Source organism: Escherichia albertii, from assembly GCF_028622335.1.
In the GTDB taxonomy this organism is placed as follows: Bacteria; Pseudomonadota; Gammaproteobacteria; order Enterobacterales; family Enterobacteriaceae; genus Escherichia; species Escherichia albertii.
The window spans coordinates 3747853-3765159 of the sequence record NZ_CP117568.1; the positions used below are offsets into that span (position 1 = coordinate 3747853).

At 48.0% G+C, this 17307-nt stretch carries 16 protein-coding genes; 10 read left to right on the forward strand and 6 right to left on the reverse strand.

Annotated elements, in window-relative coordinates:
• The first annotated feature begins 58 nt into the window (after positions 1-58).
• Entirely contained in the window at positions 59-355 is a 297-nt protein-coding gene (locus PS053_RS18170; RefSeq protein ID WP_059250845.1) for a DUF2502 domain-containing protein, read from the forward strand.
• Positions 356-495: 140 nt separating this feature from the next.
• On the opposite strand, the gene yaaA is transcribed toward PS053_RS18170, so the two are convergent.
• Together yaaA and PS053_RS18180 are read right to left on the reverse strand one after the other, a co-directional pair.
• The gene (yaaA, locus tag PS053_RS18175; RefSeq protein ID WP_000906164.1) at positions 496-1272 is read right to left on the reverse strand and encodes a peroxide stress protein YaaA; all 777 of its coding nucleotides are present in this window, start codon (positions 1270-1272) and stop codon (positions 496-498) included.
• A gap of 69 nt (positions 1273-1341) precedes the next feature.
• Positions 1342-2772 (reverse strand): alanine/glycine:cation symporter family protein, encoded by a 1431-nt coding sequence (locus tag PS053_RS18180; RefSeq protein ID WP_059235058.1) that lies wholly within the window; start codon positions 2770-2772, stop codon positions 1342-1344.
• A gap of 280 nt (positions 2773-3052) precedes the next feature.
• Between PS053_RS18180 and tal the strand changes: the two genes are divergently transcribed.
• Positions 3053-4006 (forward strand): transaldolase, encoded by a 954-nt coding sequence (gene tal / locus PS053_RS18185; protein ID WP_000130184.1) that lies wholly within the window; start codon positions 3053-3055, stop codon positions 4004-4006.
• 114 nt (positions 4007-4120) lie between these two features.
• On the forward strand, positions 4121-4708 hold the full coding sequence (gene mog / locus PS053_RS18190; protein ID WP_059273363.1) for a molybdopterin adenylyltransferase: 588 nt from the start codon (positions 4121-4123) through the stop codon (positions 4706-4708).
• 207 nt (positions 4709-4915) lie between these two features.
• Here mog and satP read toward each other — a convergent pair whose 3' ends face one another.
• From satP to PS053_RS18205, 3 genes are all read right to left on the reverse strand, one after another.
• Positions 4916-5482 carry an acetate uptake transporter gene (satP, locus tag PS053_RS18195; RefSeq protein ID WP_000528545.1) on the reverse strand — a complete coding sequence of 189 codons (567 nt, stop codon included), beginning with the start codon at positions 5480-5482 and terminating at the stop codon, positions 4916-4918.
• 147 nt (positions 5483-5629) lie between these two features.
• Positions 5630-6343, reverse strand: coding sequence for an acidic protein MsyB (gene msyB / locus PS053_RS18200; protein ID WP_001102345.1), 714 nt, complete (start codon positions 6341-6343; stop codon positions 5630-5632).
• A gap of 26 nt (positions 6344-6369) precedes the next feature.
• Positions 6370-6774: a DUF2541 family protein gene (locus tag PS053_RS18205; protein WP_000833521.1), complete on the reverse strand. Its 405-nt coding sequence runs from the start codon at positions 6772-6774 to the stop codon at positions 6370-6372.
• Between the two features lie 374 nt (positions 6775-7148).
• Here PS053_RS18205 and dnaK point away from each other — a divergent pair, with 374 nt between their 5' ends.
• Both dnaK and dnaJ read left to right on the forward strand, forming a co-directional pair.
• Positions 7149-9065, forward strand: coding sequence for a molecular chaperone DnaK (gene dnaK, locus PS053_RS18210; protein ID WP_000516135.1), 1917 nt, complete (start codon positions 7149-7151; stop codon positions 9063-9065).
• Positions 9066-9153: 88 nt separating this feature from the next.
• Entirely contained in the window at positions 9154-10284 is a 1131-nt protein-coding gene (dnaJ, locus tag PS053_RS18215) for a molecular chaperone DnaJ (RefSeq protein WP_001118445.1), read from the forward strand.
• Positions 10285-10391: 107 nt separating this feature from the next.
• Here the strand turns inward: dnaJ and mokC are convergent, their stop codons facing one another.
• Positions 10392-10544, reverse strand: coding sequence for a type I toxin-antitoxin system toxin MokC (gene mokC / locus PS053_RS18220; RefSeq protein ID WP_000809168.1), 153 nt, complete (start codon positions 10542-10544; stop codon positions 10392-10394).
• A gap of 621 nt (positions 10545-11165) precedes the next feature.
• Here mokC and PS053_RS18225 point away from each other — a divergent pair.
• From PS053_RS18225 to nhaR, 5 genes are all read left to right on the forward strand, one after another.
• Positions 11166-11927: an outer membrane protein OmpK gene (locus PS053_RS18225; RefSeq protein ID WP_105198098.1), complete on the forward strand. Its 762-nt coding sequence runs from the start codon at positions 11166-11168 to the stop codon at positions 11925-11927.
• A 20-nt stretch (positions 11928-11947) separates the two neighbouring features.
• On the forward strand, positions 11948-13441 hold the full coding sequence (locus PS053_RS18230; RefSeq protein ID WP_059214855.1) for a sulfatase family protein: 1494 nt from the start codon (positions 11948-11950) through the stop codon (positions 13439-13441).
• Positions 13442-13594: 153 nt separating this feature from the next.
• Positions 13595-14842, forward strand: a complete 1248-nt coding sequence (locus PS053_RS18235; RefSeq protein WP_059224806.1) for an IS1/IS1595 family N-terminal zinc-binding domain-containing protein — start codon at positions 13595-13597, stop codon at positions 14840-14842.
• 248 nt (positions 14843-15090) lie between these two features.
• A complete protein-coding gene (nhaA, locus tag PS053_RS18240; RefSeq protein WP_025237693.1) occupies positions 15091-16257 on the forward strand; it encodes a Na+/H+ antiporter NhaA in 1167 nt (388 codons plus the stop codon).
• Positions 16258-16322: 65 nt separating this feature from the next.
• A complete protein-coding gene (gene nhaR, locus PS053_RS18245) occupies positions 16323-17222 on the forward strand; it encodes a transcriptional activator NhaR (RefSeq protein ID WP_002430319.1) in 900 nt (299 codons plus the stop codon).
• Positions 17223-17307: the final 85 nt, after the last annotated feature.

Genomic DNA, 17307 nt, shown 5'->3' on the forward strand with positions numbered 1-17307 from the left:
CTCTTACCGTAATCTCCTTATATCGACCCATAACGGGCAATGATAAAAGGAGTAACCTGTGAAAAAGATGCAATCCATTGTTCTCGCACTTTCCCTGGTTCTGGTCGCTCCCATGGCAGTGCAGGCTGCGGAAATTACGTTAGTCCCGTCAGTAAAATTACAGATTGGCGATCGTGATAATCGCGGCTATTACTGGGATGGCGGTCACTGGCGGGACCACTGCTGGTGGAACAAACATTATGAGTGGCGAGGTAATCGCTGGCACCCACATGGGCCGCCGCCACCGCCGCGTCACCATAAGAAAGCGCATCATGATCATCACGGTGGTCATGGTGCAGGCAAACATCACCGCTAAATGACAAATGCCGGGTAACAATCCGGCATTCAGCGCCTGATGCGACGCTGGCGCGTTTTATCAGGCCTACGTGAATTCTGCATGCATACTTTTGTAGACCGGATAAGGCGTTCACGCCGCATCCGGCATTGACTACAAACTTAACGTAGTTCGTAACGTTTAAACACCAGTTCGTCATTGCTGGACGAGGCTTCGTCAAAGAAATAGCCTTCGCTATTAAAGCCAGTCAGTTGTTCTGGTTTGGTCAGGCGATTTTCAATAATAAAACGGCTCATCAGGCCGCGCGCTTTTTTGGCATAAAAACTAATAACTTTGAACTTGCCGTTTTTCTCATCGAGGAAAACCGGCTTAATAATCTCAGCATTCAGTTTCTTTGGTTTAACCGACTTAAAATACTCATCTGACGCCAGATTAATCACTACGCGATCGCCTTGCGCTTCGAGCGCCTCGTTCAGCTTGTTGGTGATGATATCGCCCCAGAACTGGTACAAATCTTTTCCTCTGGCGTTCTCAAGACGGATCCCCATTTCCAGACGATAAGGCTGCATTAAATCGAGTGGGCGCAGTACGCCGTACAGGCCGGAAAGCATCCGCAAATGCTGTTGGGCAAAGTCGAAATCGTCTTCGTTGAAGGTTTCGGCCTGCAAACCGGTGTAGACATCACCTTTAAACGCCAGAATTGCCTGTCGGGCATTCTCCGGCGTGAAATCTGGCTGCCAGTCATGAAAGCGGGCGGCGTTGAGACCCGCCAGTTTGTCACTGATGCGCATTAGCGTGCTAATTTGCGGAGGCGTCAGTTTTCGCGCTTCATGAATCAGTTGCTGGGTGTTGTCTAACAGCTCTGGCAGCGTATAGCGCGTAGTGGCTAACGGGCTTTGGTAATCAAGCGTTTTTGCAGGTGAAATCAATATCAGCATATCCAGTCCTTGCAGGAAATTTACTGCGACTGTAGCAAAAAAAGAGGATGAATTGATCGATAGTTGTGATTACTCCCGTGAAACATCATCCCATGCGTCAGGGGAGAGCTGGCGACTGATATCTGGATAGCGCAGGGGATCAAATACCGGGCGCACTCCAAGCTTACGCTGGCGTAGATAATCGCTGGCAATGGTATGAACCACCGGAGAGAGCAGTAAAATCGCGGTCAGATTAGTGATAGCCATACACGCCATAATAATATCAGCCAGTTGCCACATTAGAGGAAGGCTAAGTAGCGTGCTGCCAATTACCGTAGCAAAGGTGCAGATACGCAGGCACCAGAGCGCTTTGGGATTGTTCAGGCGTAAAAAAAAGAGGTTATTTTCGGCATAAATGTAGTTGGCGACGATAGAACTGAAGGCGAACAGAATAATCACTACTGTGACAAACTCCGCTCCCCATGGCCCCATTAATACCCGCATCGCTTTCTGGATAAGCTGAATACCTTCCAGAGGCATGTAGGTTACGCCGTTTCCGGCCAGCAATATCAGCATGGCGCTTGCCGTACAGATGACCAGCGTGTCGATAAAAATGCCGATCATCTGGACAATCCCCTGCGCCGCCGGATGCGGAGGCCAGGAAGCTGCTGTCGCGGCCGCGTTTGGCGTAGAACCCATCCCCGCTTCATTGGAAAACATACTGCGCTGAAAGCCGTTAGTAATCGCCTGACTTAGGGTATATCCTGCCGCGCCGCCAGCCGCTTCCTGCCAGCCAAAGGCACTCTCAAAAATGGATAAAATGATGTGAGGAAGCTGCCCAATGTGCATTGCGCAAATAACCAGACTGGTGAGTACCCAGATTAATGCCATCATTGGGATAAACCATTGCATCAGTCTGGCGACGCCACAAATACCGCGGGTTATCACCAGCAGGGCGAAAGAGGCGAGTATGATGCCAGTCATCAATGGTGGAAAATTAAACGAAAAACTCAGGGCGCGGGCAACGGAGTTTGCCTGGACGCCGCTGAAAATTAAACCGTAAGCAATGAGCAGAAAGATAGCGAACAGCACTCCCATCCAGCGCATCCCAAGTCCGCGCGCCATATACCATGCCGGACCGCCGCGGAACTGCCCATTGGCATCGCGTTCTTTATAAAGCTGGGCGAGGGAGCATTCAGCAAAAGAGGTCGCCATGCCGATAAACGCGGCAACCCACATCCAGAAGACAGCTCCAGGTCCACCGGCGGTAATAGCCAGCGCAACACCAGCCAGATTACCGCTACCCACGCGCGCGGCAAGACTGGTACATAATGATTGAAAAGAGGTTAAACCGCCCGGTTGTGGATGAATGCTTATTTTCAGACTTTTGCCAAACTGGCGAATATAGCGAAATTGAACAAGCCCGGTGCGAAAAGTAAACCAGCAGCCTGCGCCAAAGAGCAGGTAAATCATCACCGAACCCCAGAGGACGCTGTTAATAAAGGAAAAAAAATCTGGCATGCATATCCCTCTTATCGCCGGTGCGCGATGACTTTCCTGTGTTAGCGTTACTCATTGATTAAGAATTATATACGACGGGCATGGATTAATAATGCTTGCGTAGCATACATGGGATTTTGTTTAAGAATGGCGAGCAATATCAACGCAGTGTCAGAAATCCGAAACAGTCTTGCCTGTTGCTAACCCTCTCGTCGGCGGTTGCGCTGTCGTTGCGTCGTGATATCATCAGGGCAGACCGGTTACATCCCCCCTAACAAGCTGTTTAAAGAGAAATACTATTATGACGGACAAATTGACCTCCCTTCGTCAGTACACCACTGTAGTGGCCGACACTGGGGACATCGCGGCAATGAAGCTGTATCAACCGCAGGATGCGACAACCAACCCTTCTCTCATTCTTAACGCAGCGCAAATCCCGGAATACCGTAAGTTGATTGATGATGCTGTTGCCTGGGCGAAACAGCAGAGCAACGATCGCGCACAGCAGATCGTTGATGCCACTGATAAGCTGGCGGTGAACATTGGCCTGGAAATTCTGAAACTGGTTCCGGGTCGTATTTCAACTGAAGTTGATGCGCGTCTTTCCTATGATACTGAAGCGTCAATTGCGAAAGCAAAACGCCTGATTAAACTCTACAACGATGCTGGCATCAGCAACGATCGTATTCTGATTAAACTGGCGTCTACCTGGCAGGGCATCCGTGCTGCAGAACAACTGGAGAAAGAAGGTATCAACTGTAACCTGACTCTGCTGTTCTCATTCGCTCAGGCGCGCGCTTGTGCAGAAGCCGGCGTGTTCCTGATCTCTCCATTTGTTGGACGTATTCTTGACTGGTACAAAGCAAATACCGATAAGAAAGAATATGCTCCGGCAGAAGATCCGGGCGTGATTTCCGTGTCGGAAATCTACCAGTATTACAAAGAGCATGGTTATGAAACCGTGGTTATGGGCGCAAGCTTCCGTAACATCGGCGAAATTCTGGAACTGGCAGGCTGCGACCGCCTGACTATCGCACCGGCACTGCTGAAAGAGCTGGCTGAGAGCGAAGGTGTTGTTGAACGTAAACTGTCTTACACCGGCGAAGTGAAAGCGCGTCCGGCGCGTATCACCGAGTCCGAGTTCTTGTGGCAGCATAACCAGGATCCGATGGCAGTAGATAAACTGGCGGAAGGTATCCGTAAGTTTGCTGTTGACCAGGAAAAACTGGAAAAAATGATCGGCGATCTGCTGTAATCATTCTTAGCGTGACCGGGAAGTCGGTCACGCTACCTCTTCTGAAGCCTGTCTGTCACTCTCTTCGCAGTGTATCATTCTGTTTAACGAGACTGTTTAAACGGAAAAATCGTGATGAATACTTTACGTATTGGCTTAGTTTCCATCTCTGATCGCGCATCCAGCGGCGTTTATCAGGATAAAGGCATTCCTGCGCTGGAAGAATGGCTGACATCGGCACTGACCACGCCATTTGAACTGGAAACCCGCTTAATCCCCGATGAGCAAGCGATCATTGAGCAAACGTTGTGTGAGCTGGTAGATGAAATGAGTTGTCATCTGGTGCTCACAACGGGCGGAACTGGCCCGGCGCGTCGTGATGTGACGCCTGATGCGACGCTGGCAGTGGCCGATCGCGAGATGCCGGGATTTGGTGAACAGATGCGCCAGATTAGCCTGCATTTTGTACCAACCGCGATCCTTTCGCGTCAGGTGGGGGTGATTCGTAAACAGGCAGTGATCCTTAATTTGCCTGGTCAGCCGAAATCCATTAAAGAGACGCTGGAAGGGGTGAAGGACGCCGAAGGTAACGTTGTGGTGCACGGTATTTTTGCCAGCGTACCTTACTGTATTCAGTTGCTGGAAGGACCATACGTTGAAACGGCACCGGAAGTGGTTGCGGCATTCAGACCAAAGAGCGCAAGACGAGAAGTTAGCGAATAAAAAATCTCCCCATGCGGGGGACGCTGATACTGATGGAAAACATAAAATTGCTTGATGCGCTACGCTTATCAGGCCTGCGTGATTTCTGCAATATATTGAATTTGCATGACTATGTAGGCCGGATAAGGCGTTCACGCCGCATCCGGCATGAATAAAGCGCACGTTATTAACAATCTGAGCTCCCCCTGAGCGGGGGAGCTCAAACAATTAGTGGGATTCACCAATCGGCAGAACGGTGCGGCCAAACTGCTCGTTCAGCACTTCCCCCATCGCCAGATAGATTGCGCTGGCGCCGCAGATCAGACCAATCCAACCTGCAAAGTGGATGATCGCTTCGTTACCGGCAATGTTACCGATAGCCAGCAGAGCAAATAGCACGGTCAGGCTGAAGAAAACGAATTGCAGAACGCGCGCGCTTTTCAACGTACCAAAGAACATAAACAGCGTAAATACGCCCCACAGTCCCAGATAAACACCGAGGAACTGCGCATTTGGCGCGTCGGTCAGACCCATTTTTGGCATCAACAAAATAGCAACCAGCGTCAGCCAGAAAGAACCGTAGGAGGTAAAGGCGGTTAAACCGAACGTGTTGCCTTTTTTATATTCCAGCAGACCAGCAAAGATTTGCGCGATGCCGCCGTAGAAGATGCCCATGGCAAGAATAATACCGTCCAGAGCAAAATAACCCACGTTGTGCAGGTTAAGCAGAATGGTGGTCATGCCGAAGCCCATCAGGCCCAGCGGTGCCGGATTAGCCAACTTAGTGTTGCCCATAATTCCTCAAAATCATCATTGAATGAATGGTGAAATAATTTCCCTGAATAACTGTAGTGATTTCAGGGCGCGGCATAATAATCAGCCGATGGGGCAGTGTCTACGATCTTTTGAGGGGAAAATAAAAATTTTCCCCGGTGTCCGGTATTAGACCTGAGTGGCGATAACCATCCGGCGCAGGCAGGCAATTTGCAACACGGCAGGAATAGTGACGCGGTAAGCGCTACCGCTGATGGCTTTAACACCGTTTAAGGCTGCACCGACCGGGCCGCCAAGGCCCGCGCCACGCAGCAGACCATGTCCAAGCACACTCATTGCCGCGTGGGTACGCAAAATGCGGGTCAGTTGGCTGGAAAGCAGATGCGATACGCCTTTTGCCAGCAGTTTGTCTTTCATCAGTAATGGCAGCAGTTCTTCCAGCTCATTAACCCTTGCATCGACCGCTTGCAGAAATTCCTGCTTATGTCCCTCATCCATTTTCTTCCAGGTATTGCGCAGAAATTGTTCGAGTAACTGTTGTTCAATTTCAAAGGTGGACATCTCTTTATCGGCTTTCAGTTTCAGCCGTTTTGAGACATCCAACAAAATGACCCGGTACAATTTACCGTGTCCGCGAAGTTTATTGGCGATGCTATCACCGCCAAAATGTTGTAATTCTCCGGCAATCAACTGCCAGTTGCGGCGATGTTGCTCGGGATGTCCTTCCATCGATTTAAACAATTCGTTGCGCATCAACACGCTGGACAGACGAGTTTTACCTTTATCGTTATGAGTAAGTAATCGGGCGAAGTTTGCCAACTGTTCTTCGCTGCAATGTTGTAGAAAATCTAAATCTGAGTCATGTAGGTAGTTGACGTTCATGTCATTGTGGCTTCTGTATTAAAAGGTTAGTCGTCGCCGATAACTTTCAGCGTGGCCATATCGGACGAATTTACCGTATGACCGGAAAAGGTGATTTTTGACACGCAGCGTTTGTTGTCGTTGTCGCTGTTGATGTTGATCCAGTTGGTTGTTTGCCCCTCTTTGATTTCAGAAGGCACGCTCAGGCTTTGGCTGGCGCTACGGGCAGCCTTGAAATAAACCGATGCACCGCTCAGCTGTAAATCACCGTGATCAGCGGTGAGTTGTATACGTTTAACAACGCGGCAAACAGGCAGCTTTAGTGCCAGATCGTTGGTTTCGTTACGTGGCATGGCAATAACGCCGAGTATTTTATGGTCATTGGCCTGTGCGGTATTGCACAACATCAGGCCAAGCGCCAGACAGGTGGAAATCTTCAACGCGGATTTCATGAGAGATTCTCTTAGCGGAGAGCGGTAGGGGAATGAATGGTCCATTTTACCGCTGGCAGGAAAAAGATTCAGGCGCGTAATCTTTTCTTTTTATTACAATTTTTCCATGAATATAAAAGCGTTAATTATCTATTTTGTGAATGCAATAATTCCCTGTTTCTTCCCCTTTTCCTGCATATCGCGAAGTTTCTGCGTAAAAGCACAAAAAATTTTTGCATCTCCCCCTTGATGACGTGGGTTACGACCCCATTTAGTAGTCAACCGCAGTGAGTGAGTCTGCAAAAAAATGAAATTGGGCAGTTGAAACCAGATGTTTCGCCCCTATTACAGACTCACAACCACATGATGACCGAATATAAAGTGGAGACGTTTAGATGGGTAAAATTATTGGTATCGACCTGGGTACTACCAACTCTTGTGTAGCGATTATGGATGGCACCACTCCGCGTGTGCTGGAGAACGCCGAAGGCGATCGCACCACACCTTCTATCATTGCCTATACCCAGGATGGTGAAACTCTGGTTGGTCAGCCGGCTAAACGTCAGGCAGTGACAAACCCGCAAAACACCCTGTTTGCGATTAAACGCCTGATTGGCCGCCGCTTCCAGGACGAAGAAGTACAGCGTGATGTTTCCATCATGCCGTTCAAAATTATTGCTGCTGATAACGGTGACGCTTGGGTCGAAGTTAAAGGCCAGAAAATGGCACCGCCGCAGATTTCTGCTGAAGTGCTGAAAAAAATGAAGAAAACCGCTGAAGATTACCTGGGCGAACCGGTAACTGAAGCTGTTATTACCGTACCGGCATACTTTAACGATGCTCAGCGTCAGGCAACAAAAGACGCAGGCCGTATCGCTGGTCTGGAAGTAAAACGTATCATCAACGAACCGACCGCAGCTGCGCTGGCTTACGGTCTGGACAAAGGTACTGGCAACCGTACTATCGCGGTTTATGACCTGGGTGGTGGTACTTTCGATATTTCTATTATCGAAATCGACGAAGTTGATGGCGAAAAAACCTTCGAAGTTCTGGCAACCAACGGTGATACCCACCTGGGTGGTGAAGACTTCGACAGCCGTCTGATCAACTACCTGGTTGAAGAATTCAAGAAAGATCAGGGCATTGACCTGCGCAACGATCCGCTGGCAATGCAGCGCCTGAAAGAAGCGGCAGAAAAAGCGAAAATCGAACTTTCTTCCGCTCAGCAGACCGACGTTAACCTGCCGTACATCACTGCAGACGCGACCGGTCCGAAACACATGAACATCAAAGTGACTCGCGCAAAACTGGAAAGCCTGGTGGAAGACCTGGTGAACCGTTCCATCGAGCCGCTGAAAGTTGCACTGCAGGACGCTGGCCTGTCCGTATCTGATATCGACGACGTTATCCTCGTTGGTGGTCAGACTCGTATGCCAATGGTTCAGAAGAAAGTTGCTGAGTTCTTTGGTAAAGAGCCGCGTAAAGACGTTAACCCGGACGAAGCTGTAGCCATCGGTGCTGCTGTTCAGGGTGGTGTTCTGACTGGTGACGTAAAAGACGTACTGCTGCTGGACGTTACCCCGCTGTCTCTGGGTATCGAAACCATGGGCGGTGTAATGACGACGCTTATCGCGAAAAACACCACTATCCCGACCAAGCACAGCCAGGTGTTCTCTACCGCTGAAGACAACCAGTCTGCGGTAACCATCCACGTGCTGCAGGGTGAACGTAAACGTGCGGCTGATAACAAATCTCTGGGTCAGTTCAACCTGGATGGTATCAACCCGGCACCGCGCGGCATGCCGCAGATCGAAGTGACCTTCGATATCGATGCTGACGGTATCCTGCACGTTTCCGCGAAAGATAAAAACAGCGGTAAAGAGCAGAAGATCACCATCAAAGCTTCTTCTGGTCTGAACGAAGATGAAATCCAGAAAATGGTACGTGACGCGGAAGCGAATGCTGAAGCTGACCGTAAGTTTGAAGAGCTGGTACAGACCCGTAACCAGGGCGACCATCTGCTGCACAGCACTCGTAAGCAGGTTGAAGAAGCAGGCGACAAACTGCCGGCTGACGACAAAACTGCTATCGAATCTGCGCTGACTGCACTGGAAACCGCTCTGAAAGGTGAAGACAAAGCCGCTATCGAAGCGAAAATGCAGGAACTGGCGCAGGTTTCTCAGAAACTGATGGAAATCGCCCAGCAGCAACATGCCCAGCAGCAGACTGCCGGTGCTGATGCTTCTGCAAACAACGCGAAAGATGACGATGTTGTCGACGCCGAGTTTGAAGAAGTCAAAGACAAAAAATAATCGCTCTATAAACGGGTAATTATACTGACACGGGCGAAGGGGATTTTCCTCTCCGCCCGTGCATTCATCCAGGGGCAAATAAAAAGAGATGGCTAAGCAAGACTATTACGAGATTTTAGGCGTTTCCAAATCAGCGGAAGAGCGTGAAATCAAAAAGGCCTACAAACGCCTGGCCATGAAATATCACCCGGACCGTAACCAGGGTGATAAAGAGGCCGAAGCGAAATTTAAAGAGATCAAGGAAGCTTATGAAGTTCTGACCGATTCGCAAAAACGCGCGGCATACGATCAGTATGGTCATGCGGCGTTTGAGCAAGGCGGCATGGGCGGCGGCGGTTTTGGCGGCGGCGCAGACTTCAGCGATATTTTTGGTGACGTTTTCGGCGATATTTTTGGCGGCGGACGTGGTCGTCAACGTGCGGCACGTGGTGCTGATTTACGCTATAACATGGAGCTCACCCTCGAAGAAGCTGTACGTGGCGTGACCAAAGAGATCCGCATTCCGACTCTGGAAGAGTGTGATGTTTGCCACGGTAGCGGTGCAAAACCAGGCACGCAGCCGCAGACCTGTCCGACCTGTCATGGTTCTGGTCAGGTGCAGATGCGCCAGGGTTTCTTCGCCGTACAGCAGACCTGTCCACACTGTCAGGGCCGCGGTACGCTGATCAAAGATCCGTGCAACAAATGTCATGGTCATGGTCGTGTTGAGCGCAGTAAAACGCTGTCCGTTAAAATCCCGGCAGGGGTGGATACAGGTGACCGCATCCGTCTTGCGGGCGAAGGTGAAGCGGGCGAACACGGCGCACCAGCAGGCGATTTGTATGTTCAGGTTCAGGTTAAACAGCACCCGATTTTCGAGCGTGAAGGCAACAACCTGTATTGCGAAGTACCAATCAACTTTGCTATGGCTGCACTTGGTGGCGAAATCGAAGTCCCGACCCTTGATGGTCGCGTCAAACTGAAAGTGCCTGGCGAAACCCAGACCGGCAAGCTGTTCCGTATGCGCGGTAAAGGCGTGAAGTCTGTCCGTGGCGGCGCACAGGGCGATCTGCTGTGTCGCGTAGTTGTCGAAACACCGGTAGGCCTGAACGAGAAGCAGAAACAGTTGTTACAAGAGCTGCAAGAAAGCTTCGGTGGCCCAACCGGCGAACACAACAGCCCGCGTTCGAAGAGCTTCTTTGATGGCGTGAAGAAGTTTTTCGACGATCTGACTCGCTAACCTCCCCAAAAGCCTGCCCGTGGGCAGGCCAGGGTAAAAATAGGGTGCGTTGAAGATATGCGAGCGAGCACCTGTAAAGTGGCGGGGATCACTCCCCGCCGTTGCTCTTACTCGGATTCGTAAGCCGTGAAAACAGCAACCTCCGTCTGGCCAGTTCGGATGTGAACCTCACAGAGGTCTTTTCTCGTTACCAGCGCCGCCACTACGGCGGTGATACAGATGACGATCAGGGCGACAATCATCGCCTTATGCTGCTTCATTGCTCTCTTCTCCTTGACCTTACGGTCAGTAAGAGGCACTCTACATGTGTTCAGCATATAGGGGGCCTCGGGTTGATGGTAAAATATCACTCGGGGCTTTTCTCTATCTGCCATCCAGCTAATGCCTGAGACAGACAGCCTCAAGCACCCACCGTTATTATACTTCGCATTTAATTAACTTCTGTTTTATCAATTATTTTTCTGAAGACGTCTCGCATTTTTGTAGAATTAATTTTTAGCGTATCACTGATTTTAACTTTCTGATGTCTTTTAATTTACAAAAAGGAGCGTGTAAAACAAATCTTAAATTTATGCTGTACCTGAATGGAGAGTTATTACTTGAGGACGTAATCGCTTTCACTAATGATAAATACGCAATACTGAAACTGAATTGTCATTTCATGATTAAAATATGCCTATAAATCAAAGGGTGATTTAAAAAATAGACACATTTTTTGAAACACGATAGTTCTTCACTTGATTGCAAAGTATTCTGCGATCTCCATCACGCTTCGACTCCTGGCTTTAAATATACTTTCCTGGTTGTTCTTAATAAAAATGAATTATCTGATGTATTAGTTTCGATGGAATCATAAAAACAATGAATGGAGAGTATTTTATATGTCAGCCAGAAGACGAGTTCTTATTGCATGTGCCCTGACAACGGCTATCTGCCATTTCCCGGCATATTCTTCATTAGAATATAAAGGTGCTTTCGGCTCAATAAATGCGGGTTATGCCGACTGGAATAGCGGATTTGTAAACACCCATCGTGGTGAAGTATGGAAAGTGACTGCGGACTTTGGGGTTAACTTCAAAGAAGCAGAGTTTTACTCCTTTTATGAAAGTAATGTGCTTAACCATGCTGTAGCAGGGCGAAATCATACGGTTTCTGCAATGACGCATGTCAGACTCTTTGACTCCGATATGACATTCTTTGGCAAGATTTATGGCCAATGGGATAACTCATGGAGTGACGATCTGGATATGTTTTACGGTTTAGGCTACCTCGGCTGGAATGGTGAATGGGGATTTTTTAAACCGTATATTGGATTACATAACCAATCTGGAGACTATGTATCAGCTAAATATGGTCAAACGAATGGCTGGAATGGTTATGTTGTTGGCTGGACAGCAGTATTACCTTTTACGTTATTTGACGAGAAATTTGTTTTATCTAACTGGAATGAAATAGAACTGGACAGAAATGATGCCTATACGGAGCAACAATTTGGCCGTAATGGGCTGAATGGCGGTTTAACATTAGCCTGGAAATTTTATCCTCGTTGGAAAGCCAGTGTGACGTGGCGTTATTTTGATAATAAATTGGGCTACGATGGTTTTGGCGATCAAATGATTTATATGCTTGGTTATGATTTCTAATTTTTTATCAGGGAATTATTATGAAGAAAACATTAATGGCCAGTTTGATCGGCCTTGCAGTTTGCACAGGAAATGTTTTTAACCCTGCGTTAGCAGCAGAAACTAAACAACCTAACTTAGTCATCATTATGGCTGATGATTTAGGCTATGGTGATTTGGCAACCTATGGTCATCAGATTGTTAAAACCCCTAATATCGACAGGCTTGCTCAGGAAGGGGTCAAATTTACTGACTACTATGCTCCTGCTCCCTTAAGTTCACCTTCACGCGCAGGGCTATTAACAGGCCGGATGCCATTTCGTACAGGCATTCGCTCATGGATCCCAGCGGGAAAAGATGTGGCGCTGGGGCGTAATGAATTAACCATTGCTAATTTGCTAAAAGCGCAAGGATACGACACGGCGATGATGGGTAAACTACATCTTAATGCTGGTGGCGATCGACTTGATCAGCCACAAGCTAAAGATATGGGGTTTGATTATTCGCTGGTCAATACGGCTGGATTTGTCACAGATGCGACGCTGGATAATGCTAAGGAGCGACCGCGTTATGGCATGGTCTACCCGACTGGCTGGCTGCGTAACGGGCAACCTACTCCGCGAGCCGATAAAATGAGCGGAGAGTATGTCAGTTCAGAAGTTGTCAATTGGTTGGATAATAAAAAGGATAGCAACCCTTTCTTCCTCTATGTCGCTTTTACTGAAGTACACAGCCCGCTGGCTTCGCCAAAACAGTACCTCGATATGTACTCACAATATATGAGTGCGTATCAGAAGCAGCATCCTGATTTATTTTATGGTGATTGGGCAGACAAACCCTGGCGTGGTACAGGGGAATATTATGCCAATATCAGTTATCTGGATGCACAGGTCGGAAAGGTACTGGATAAAATCAAAGCGATGGGTGAAGAAGACAACACAATCGTTATTTTTACCAGTGACAATGGCCCGGTCACACGTGAAGCACGTAAGGTCTATGAGCTGAACCTGGCAGGGGAAACGGATGGATTACGCGGTCGTAAAGATAATCTTTGGGAAGGCGGGATCCGTGTCCCGGCTATTATTAAATATGGTAAACATCTTCCACAGGGAATGGTTTCAGATACGCCTGTTTATGGTCTCGACTGGATGCCTACCCTGGCGAAAATGATGAATTTTAAACTGCCAGCCGATCGTACCTTCGATGGTGAATCATTAGTTCCTGTCCTTGAGAACAAAACGCTAAAACGTGAGAAACCGCTAATCTTCGGAATTGACATGCCATTTCAGGATGATCCGACAGATGAATGGGCAATCCGTGATGGTGACTGGAAAATGATCATCGACCGTAATAATAAACCGAAGTATTTATACAACCTTAAAACCGATCGTTTTGAAACTATGAATCTGATAGGCAAAAAAGCAGATATTGAAAAACAAATGTATGGTAAATTCTTAAAATACAAATCTGATATTGATAATGATTCATTAATGAAAGCCCGAGGCGATAAACCAGAAGCGGTGACCTGGGGTTAATCTAATAATTATAACTAATGTGAAGTATGCCATTTAGGGCAGTGCCCGCCTGATTCAGTGCATGCACTGAATCAGGTTCTTTTCCTGGCAACCGGACTATCCCGAACAGACTGAAGAATACAAACATCTGGCAACAATTCACAGGGAGTGGATATGTTTTCCAACGTAAATGTCGATTGCTGCAAAACACTGGGTTGTAAAAATCTGGGGGTGCTGAATAGCGTGGATTATATTGCGCAGGGGAAAAATATTTTATGTCGGGAGTGTGGCTATTTGTTTCCAGTGATATCTGAACGCTCTCTGAATCTTTATCGTAATATCGTTAATCATTCATGGCGAGGCGTGATTCAACAGTGTCCTGCTTGCGGGAGCACATCTCTGAAAAAATATGGTTATTCAGCACAGGGCCAGCGAAGAATGTATTGTCATCATTGCGATAAAACATTTATTAGTCTGGAACATATAAATACAACTCCGCGGAGAACTCAACTGGCATTGATGATTGAGCAAGGCGTTTCACTTACAGATATCAGAAACTCATTATTGCTTAATAGTACCGGACTTAACCGTGAATTAATAAAATTAGCGCGGGAAGCAAATTATAAAGAAAGCCGGCAGTTCATCTCTGCTTTTGATATTTCCCTTAGTACCCGTGCCTTTCGTGTAAAGTATAATGGTAGCAATAACTATCTTTATATACTGGTTACCGCAGAAGAACAAAGCGGTAGAGTTGTTGCTATTTCAACCAATTACTCTCCACTTGCCGTAGAGCAACATTATCAATATACATCAAGCTATGAAGAACGTATGCCTCCCGGCACGCTGGTACATCACGTGCAACGCAAAGAGTTACTCACTATGCGGCGTGAAACATTATTTGATATTGATTATGGTCCTGCTGTTTTACATCAAAACGATCCAGGGATGTTGGTAAAGCCTGTACTTCCCGCTTATCGCCATTTTGAACTGGTCAGAATACTGACCCATGAGCACACCCTAAATGTTCAGCATTATCTTGATCAAGAGTGTTTCATATTAGGCGGCTGTTTGATGGCTAACCTTCAGGATATACGCCATGGTCGGTGCCATATTTCTTTTGTGAAAGAACGCGGGACTGCGCCAGTATGTCTGGAGGCCGTATCACGATTGTTTCTTAGCGGTGGTGTGCGAAACAATGTCTGGCGCGCATTTTCTACCCGTGACTATTCCATGGCTGTTTGCAACCTTACCGGGAGTAAGAAGATTAACGATATGAAACGAGCGACGTTGAAAAGCGCCAGTGGTTTTATAAATTACGTGGAACGTCATCCTTTTCTGCCATCGATAAACCGCATGTCACCAGCTAACGTTGCCTCAACGTTAGATTATCTGAAGCATCTCTGGAACAGACAACTGTCATAACCCACGATTTAATGATGACTTTTCTGAATAAAACATCATGAAAACGTGACATTAGGCTATGATTAATTTTGCTTAAGATCACCTGCAACCCTTCCTGGTGGTCAAAAAACCTCATCATTGTGGATGTCACTATCCTTTGAATGATTCGTAAAAAACGAGTAATTCCTACTATATAATCTGATTTTAACGATGATTCCTGCAGAGTAAGATAGTAAAAACGATCTATTCACCTTAAAGAGTAATAAAAAGTGAAACACCTGCATCGATTCTTTAGCAGTGATGCCTCGGGAGGCATTATTCTCATTATTGCCGCTGTTCTGGCGATGATTATGGCCAACAGCGGCGCAACCAGCGGATGGTATCATGACTTCCTTGAGACGCCAGTTCAGCTCCGGGTTGGTTCGCTTGAGATCAACAAAAACATGCTGTTATGGATAAATGACGCTCTGATGGCAGTATTTTTCCTGCTGGTCGGTCTGGAAGTTAAGCGTGAGTTAATGCAAGGTTCGTTGGCGAGTCTGCGTCAGGCTGCGTTTCCGGTTATCGCCGCCATCGGCGGAATGATCGTTCCGGCATTGCTCTATCTGGCCTTTAACTATGCCGATCCCATCACTCGCGAGGGATGGGCGATTCCGGCTGCAACTGATATCGCCTTTGCGCTGGGAGTCCTGGCACTGCTGGGAAGCCGTGTACCGTTGGCTCTGAAGATCTTCTTGATGGCGCTGGCGATTATCGACGATCTGGGCGCTATCATCATTATCGCCTTGTTCTACACGAATGATCTGTCAATGGCCTCGCTCGGCGTTGCGGCTGTCGCGATAGCCGTACTCGCCGCATTGAATATTTGTGGCGTACGCCGTACGGGAATTTATATTCTGGTTGGCGTGGTGCTGTGGACTGCGGTATTGAAGTCGGGAGTCCATGCAACGCTGGCAGGCGTCATTGTCGGCTTCTTTATTCCGTTGAAAGAGAAGCATGGGCGTTCCCCAGCTAAGCGTCTGGAGCATGTATTACATCCGTGGGTGGCGTATCTGATTTTGCCTCTGTTTGCATTTGCTAATGCCGGCGTCTCTTTACAGGGGGTTACGTTGGATGGTCTGGCCTCCATTCTGCCGTTGGGGATTATCGCGGGGTTGCTGATTGGCAAGCCGCTGGGTATTAGCCTGTTCTGCTGGCTGGCGTTGCGTTTGAAAGTGGCGCATTTGCCGGAAGGAACGACTTACCCGCAAATTATGGCGGTTGGGATCCTGTGCGGTATCGGTTTTACTATGTCTATCTTTATTGCCAGCCTGGCCTTTGGTAGCGTAGATCCAGAACTGATTAACTGGGCAAAATTAGGCATTCTGGTGGGCTCGATCTCTTCGGCAGTAATTGGATATAGCTGGTTACGTGTTCGTTTACGTCCATCAGTTTGACAGGACTATGTACCGGGGAGCCATAAACGGCTCCCTTTTTATTCTTATCAGGGAGAGAAATGAGCATGTCTCATATCAATTACAACCACTTGTATTACTTCTGGCATGTCTACAAAGAAGGTTCCGTGGTTGGTGCAGCGGAAGCGCTTTATTTAACGCCACAAACCATCACCGGGCAAATCAGGGCGCTGGAAGAGCGTTTGCAAGGGAAATTATTTAAGCGCAAAGGACGGGGGCTGGAGCCCAGCGAATTGGGCGAACTGGTTTATCGCTATGCCGATAAAATGTTCACATTGAGCCAGGAAATGCTGGATATTGTGAATTATCGCAAAGAGTCCAATTTGCTGTTTGATGTTGGTGTGGCCGATGCGCTTTCCAAACGTTTGGTTAGTCGCGTGCTGAATGCCGCAGTGGTAGAAGGAGAGGCAATTCATCTTCGTTGCTTTGAATCTACCCACGAGATGCTACTGGAACAGTTAAGTCAGCATAAACTGGACATGATAATTTCCGATTGTCCGATAGACTCCACGCAGCAGGAAGGGCTGTTTTCCGTGAGAATTGGGGAATGCGGCGTGAGCTTCTGGTGTACAAATCCACCACCGGAAAAACCGTTCCCTGCTTGTCTGGAGGAACGGCGGTTATTGATTCCAGGGCGCCGCTCTATGCTGGGGCGCAAATTGCTTAACTGGTTCAACTCCCAGGGATTAAATGTCGAGATTCTTGGCGAGTTTGATGATGCCGCATTGATGAAAGCATTTGGTGCAATGCACAATGCGATTTTTGTGGCGCCGACGCTTTACGCACAGGACTTCTACGCAGATGAGGCTATTGTCGAAATTGGTCGCGTTGAGAATGTGATGGAAGAGTACCATGCCATATTTGCTGAACGGATGATTCAGCATCCGGCGGTACAGCGTATTTGTAATACGGATTACTCTGCGCTTTTTAGCCCAGCGGCGCGTTAATCGGTAGCTCCCCCAAAGGCAAAATGGGGGAGACGGGTTAGTTGCATATAACCGCGATTTGGGAATGAACTTTAATGGTATTTTT

Coding starts and splice junctions, on each gene's coding strand:
- msyB (WP_001102345.1), bottom strand. CDS start 6,343: ATGAACGTCAACTACCTACATGACTCAGATTTAGATTTTCTACAACAT.
- nhaR (WP_002430319.1), top strand. CDS start 16,323: ATGTCTCATATCAATTACAACCACTTGTATTACTTCTGGCATGTCTAC.
- satP (WP_000528545.1), bottom strand. CDS start 5,482: ATGGGCAACACTAAGTTGGCTAATCCGGCACCGCTGGGCCTGATGGGC.
- PS053_RS18225 (WP_105198098.1), top strand. CDS start 11,166: ATGTCAGCCAGAAGACGAGTTCTTATTGCATGTGCCCTGACAACGGCT.
- dnaK (WP_000516135.1), top strand. CDS start 7,149: ATGGGTAAAATTATTGGTATCGACCTGGGTACTACCAACTCTTGTGTA.
- mog (WP_059273363.1), top strand. CDS start 4,121: ATGAATACTTTACGTATTGGCTTAGTTTCCATCTCTGATCGCGCATCC.
- PS053_RS18235 (WP_059224806.1), top strand. CDS start 13,595: ATGTTTTCCAACGTAAATGTCGATTGCTGCAAAACACTGGGTTGTAAA.
- yaaA (WP_000906164.1), bottom strand. CDS start 1,272: ATGCTGATATTGATTTCACCTGCAAAAACGCTTGATTACCAAAGCCCG.
- PS053_RS18205 (WP_000833521.1), bottom strand. CDS start 6,774: ATGAAATCCGCGTTGAAGATTTCCACCTGTCTGGCGCTTGGCCTGATG.
- tal (WP_000130184.1), top strand. CDS start 3,053: ATGACGGACAAATTGACCTCCCTTCGTCAGTACACCACTGTAGTGGCC.
- dnaJ (WP_001118445.1), top strand. CDS start 9,154: ATGGCTAAGCAAGACTATTACGAGATTTTAGGCGTTTCCAAATCAGCG.
- mokC (WP_000809168.1), bottom strand. CDS start 10,544: ATGAAGCAGCATAAGGCGATGATTGTCGCCCTGATCGTCATCTGTATC.
- PS053_RS18180 (WP_059235058.1), bottom strand. CDS start 2,772: ATGCCAGATTTTTTTTCCTTTATTAACAGCGTCCTCTGGGGTTCGGTG.
- PS053_RS18230 (WP_059214855.1), top strand. CDS start 11,948: ATGAAGAAAACATTAATGGCCAGTTTGATCGGCCTTGCAGTTTGCACA.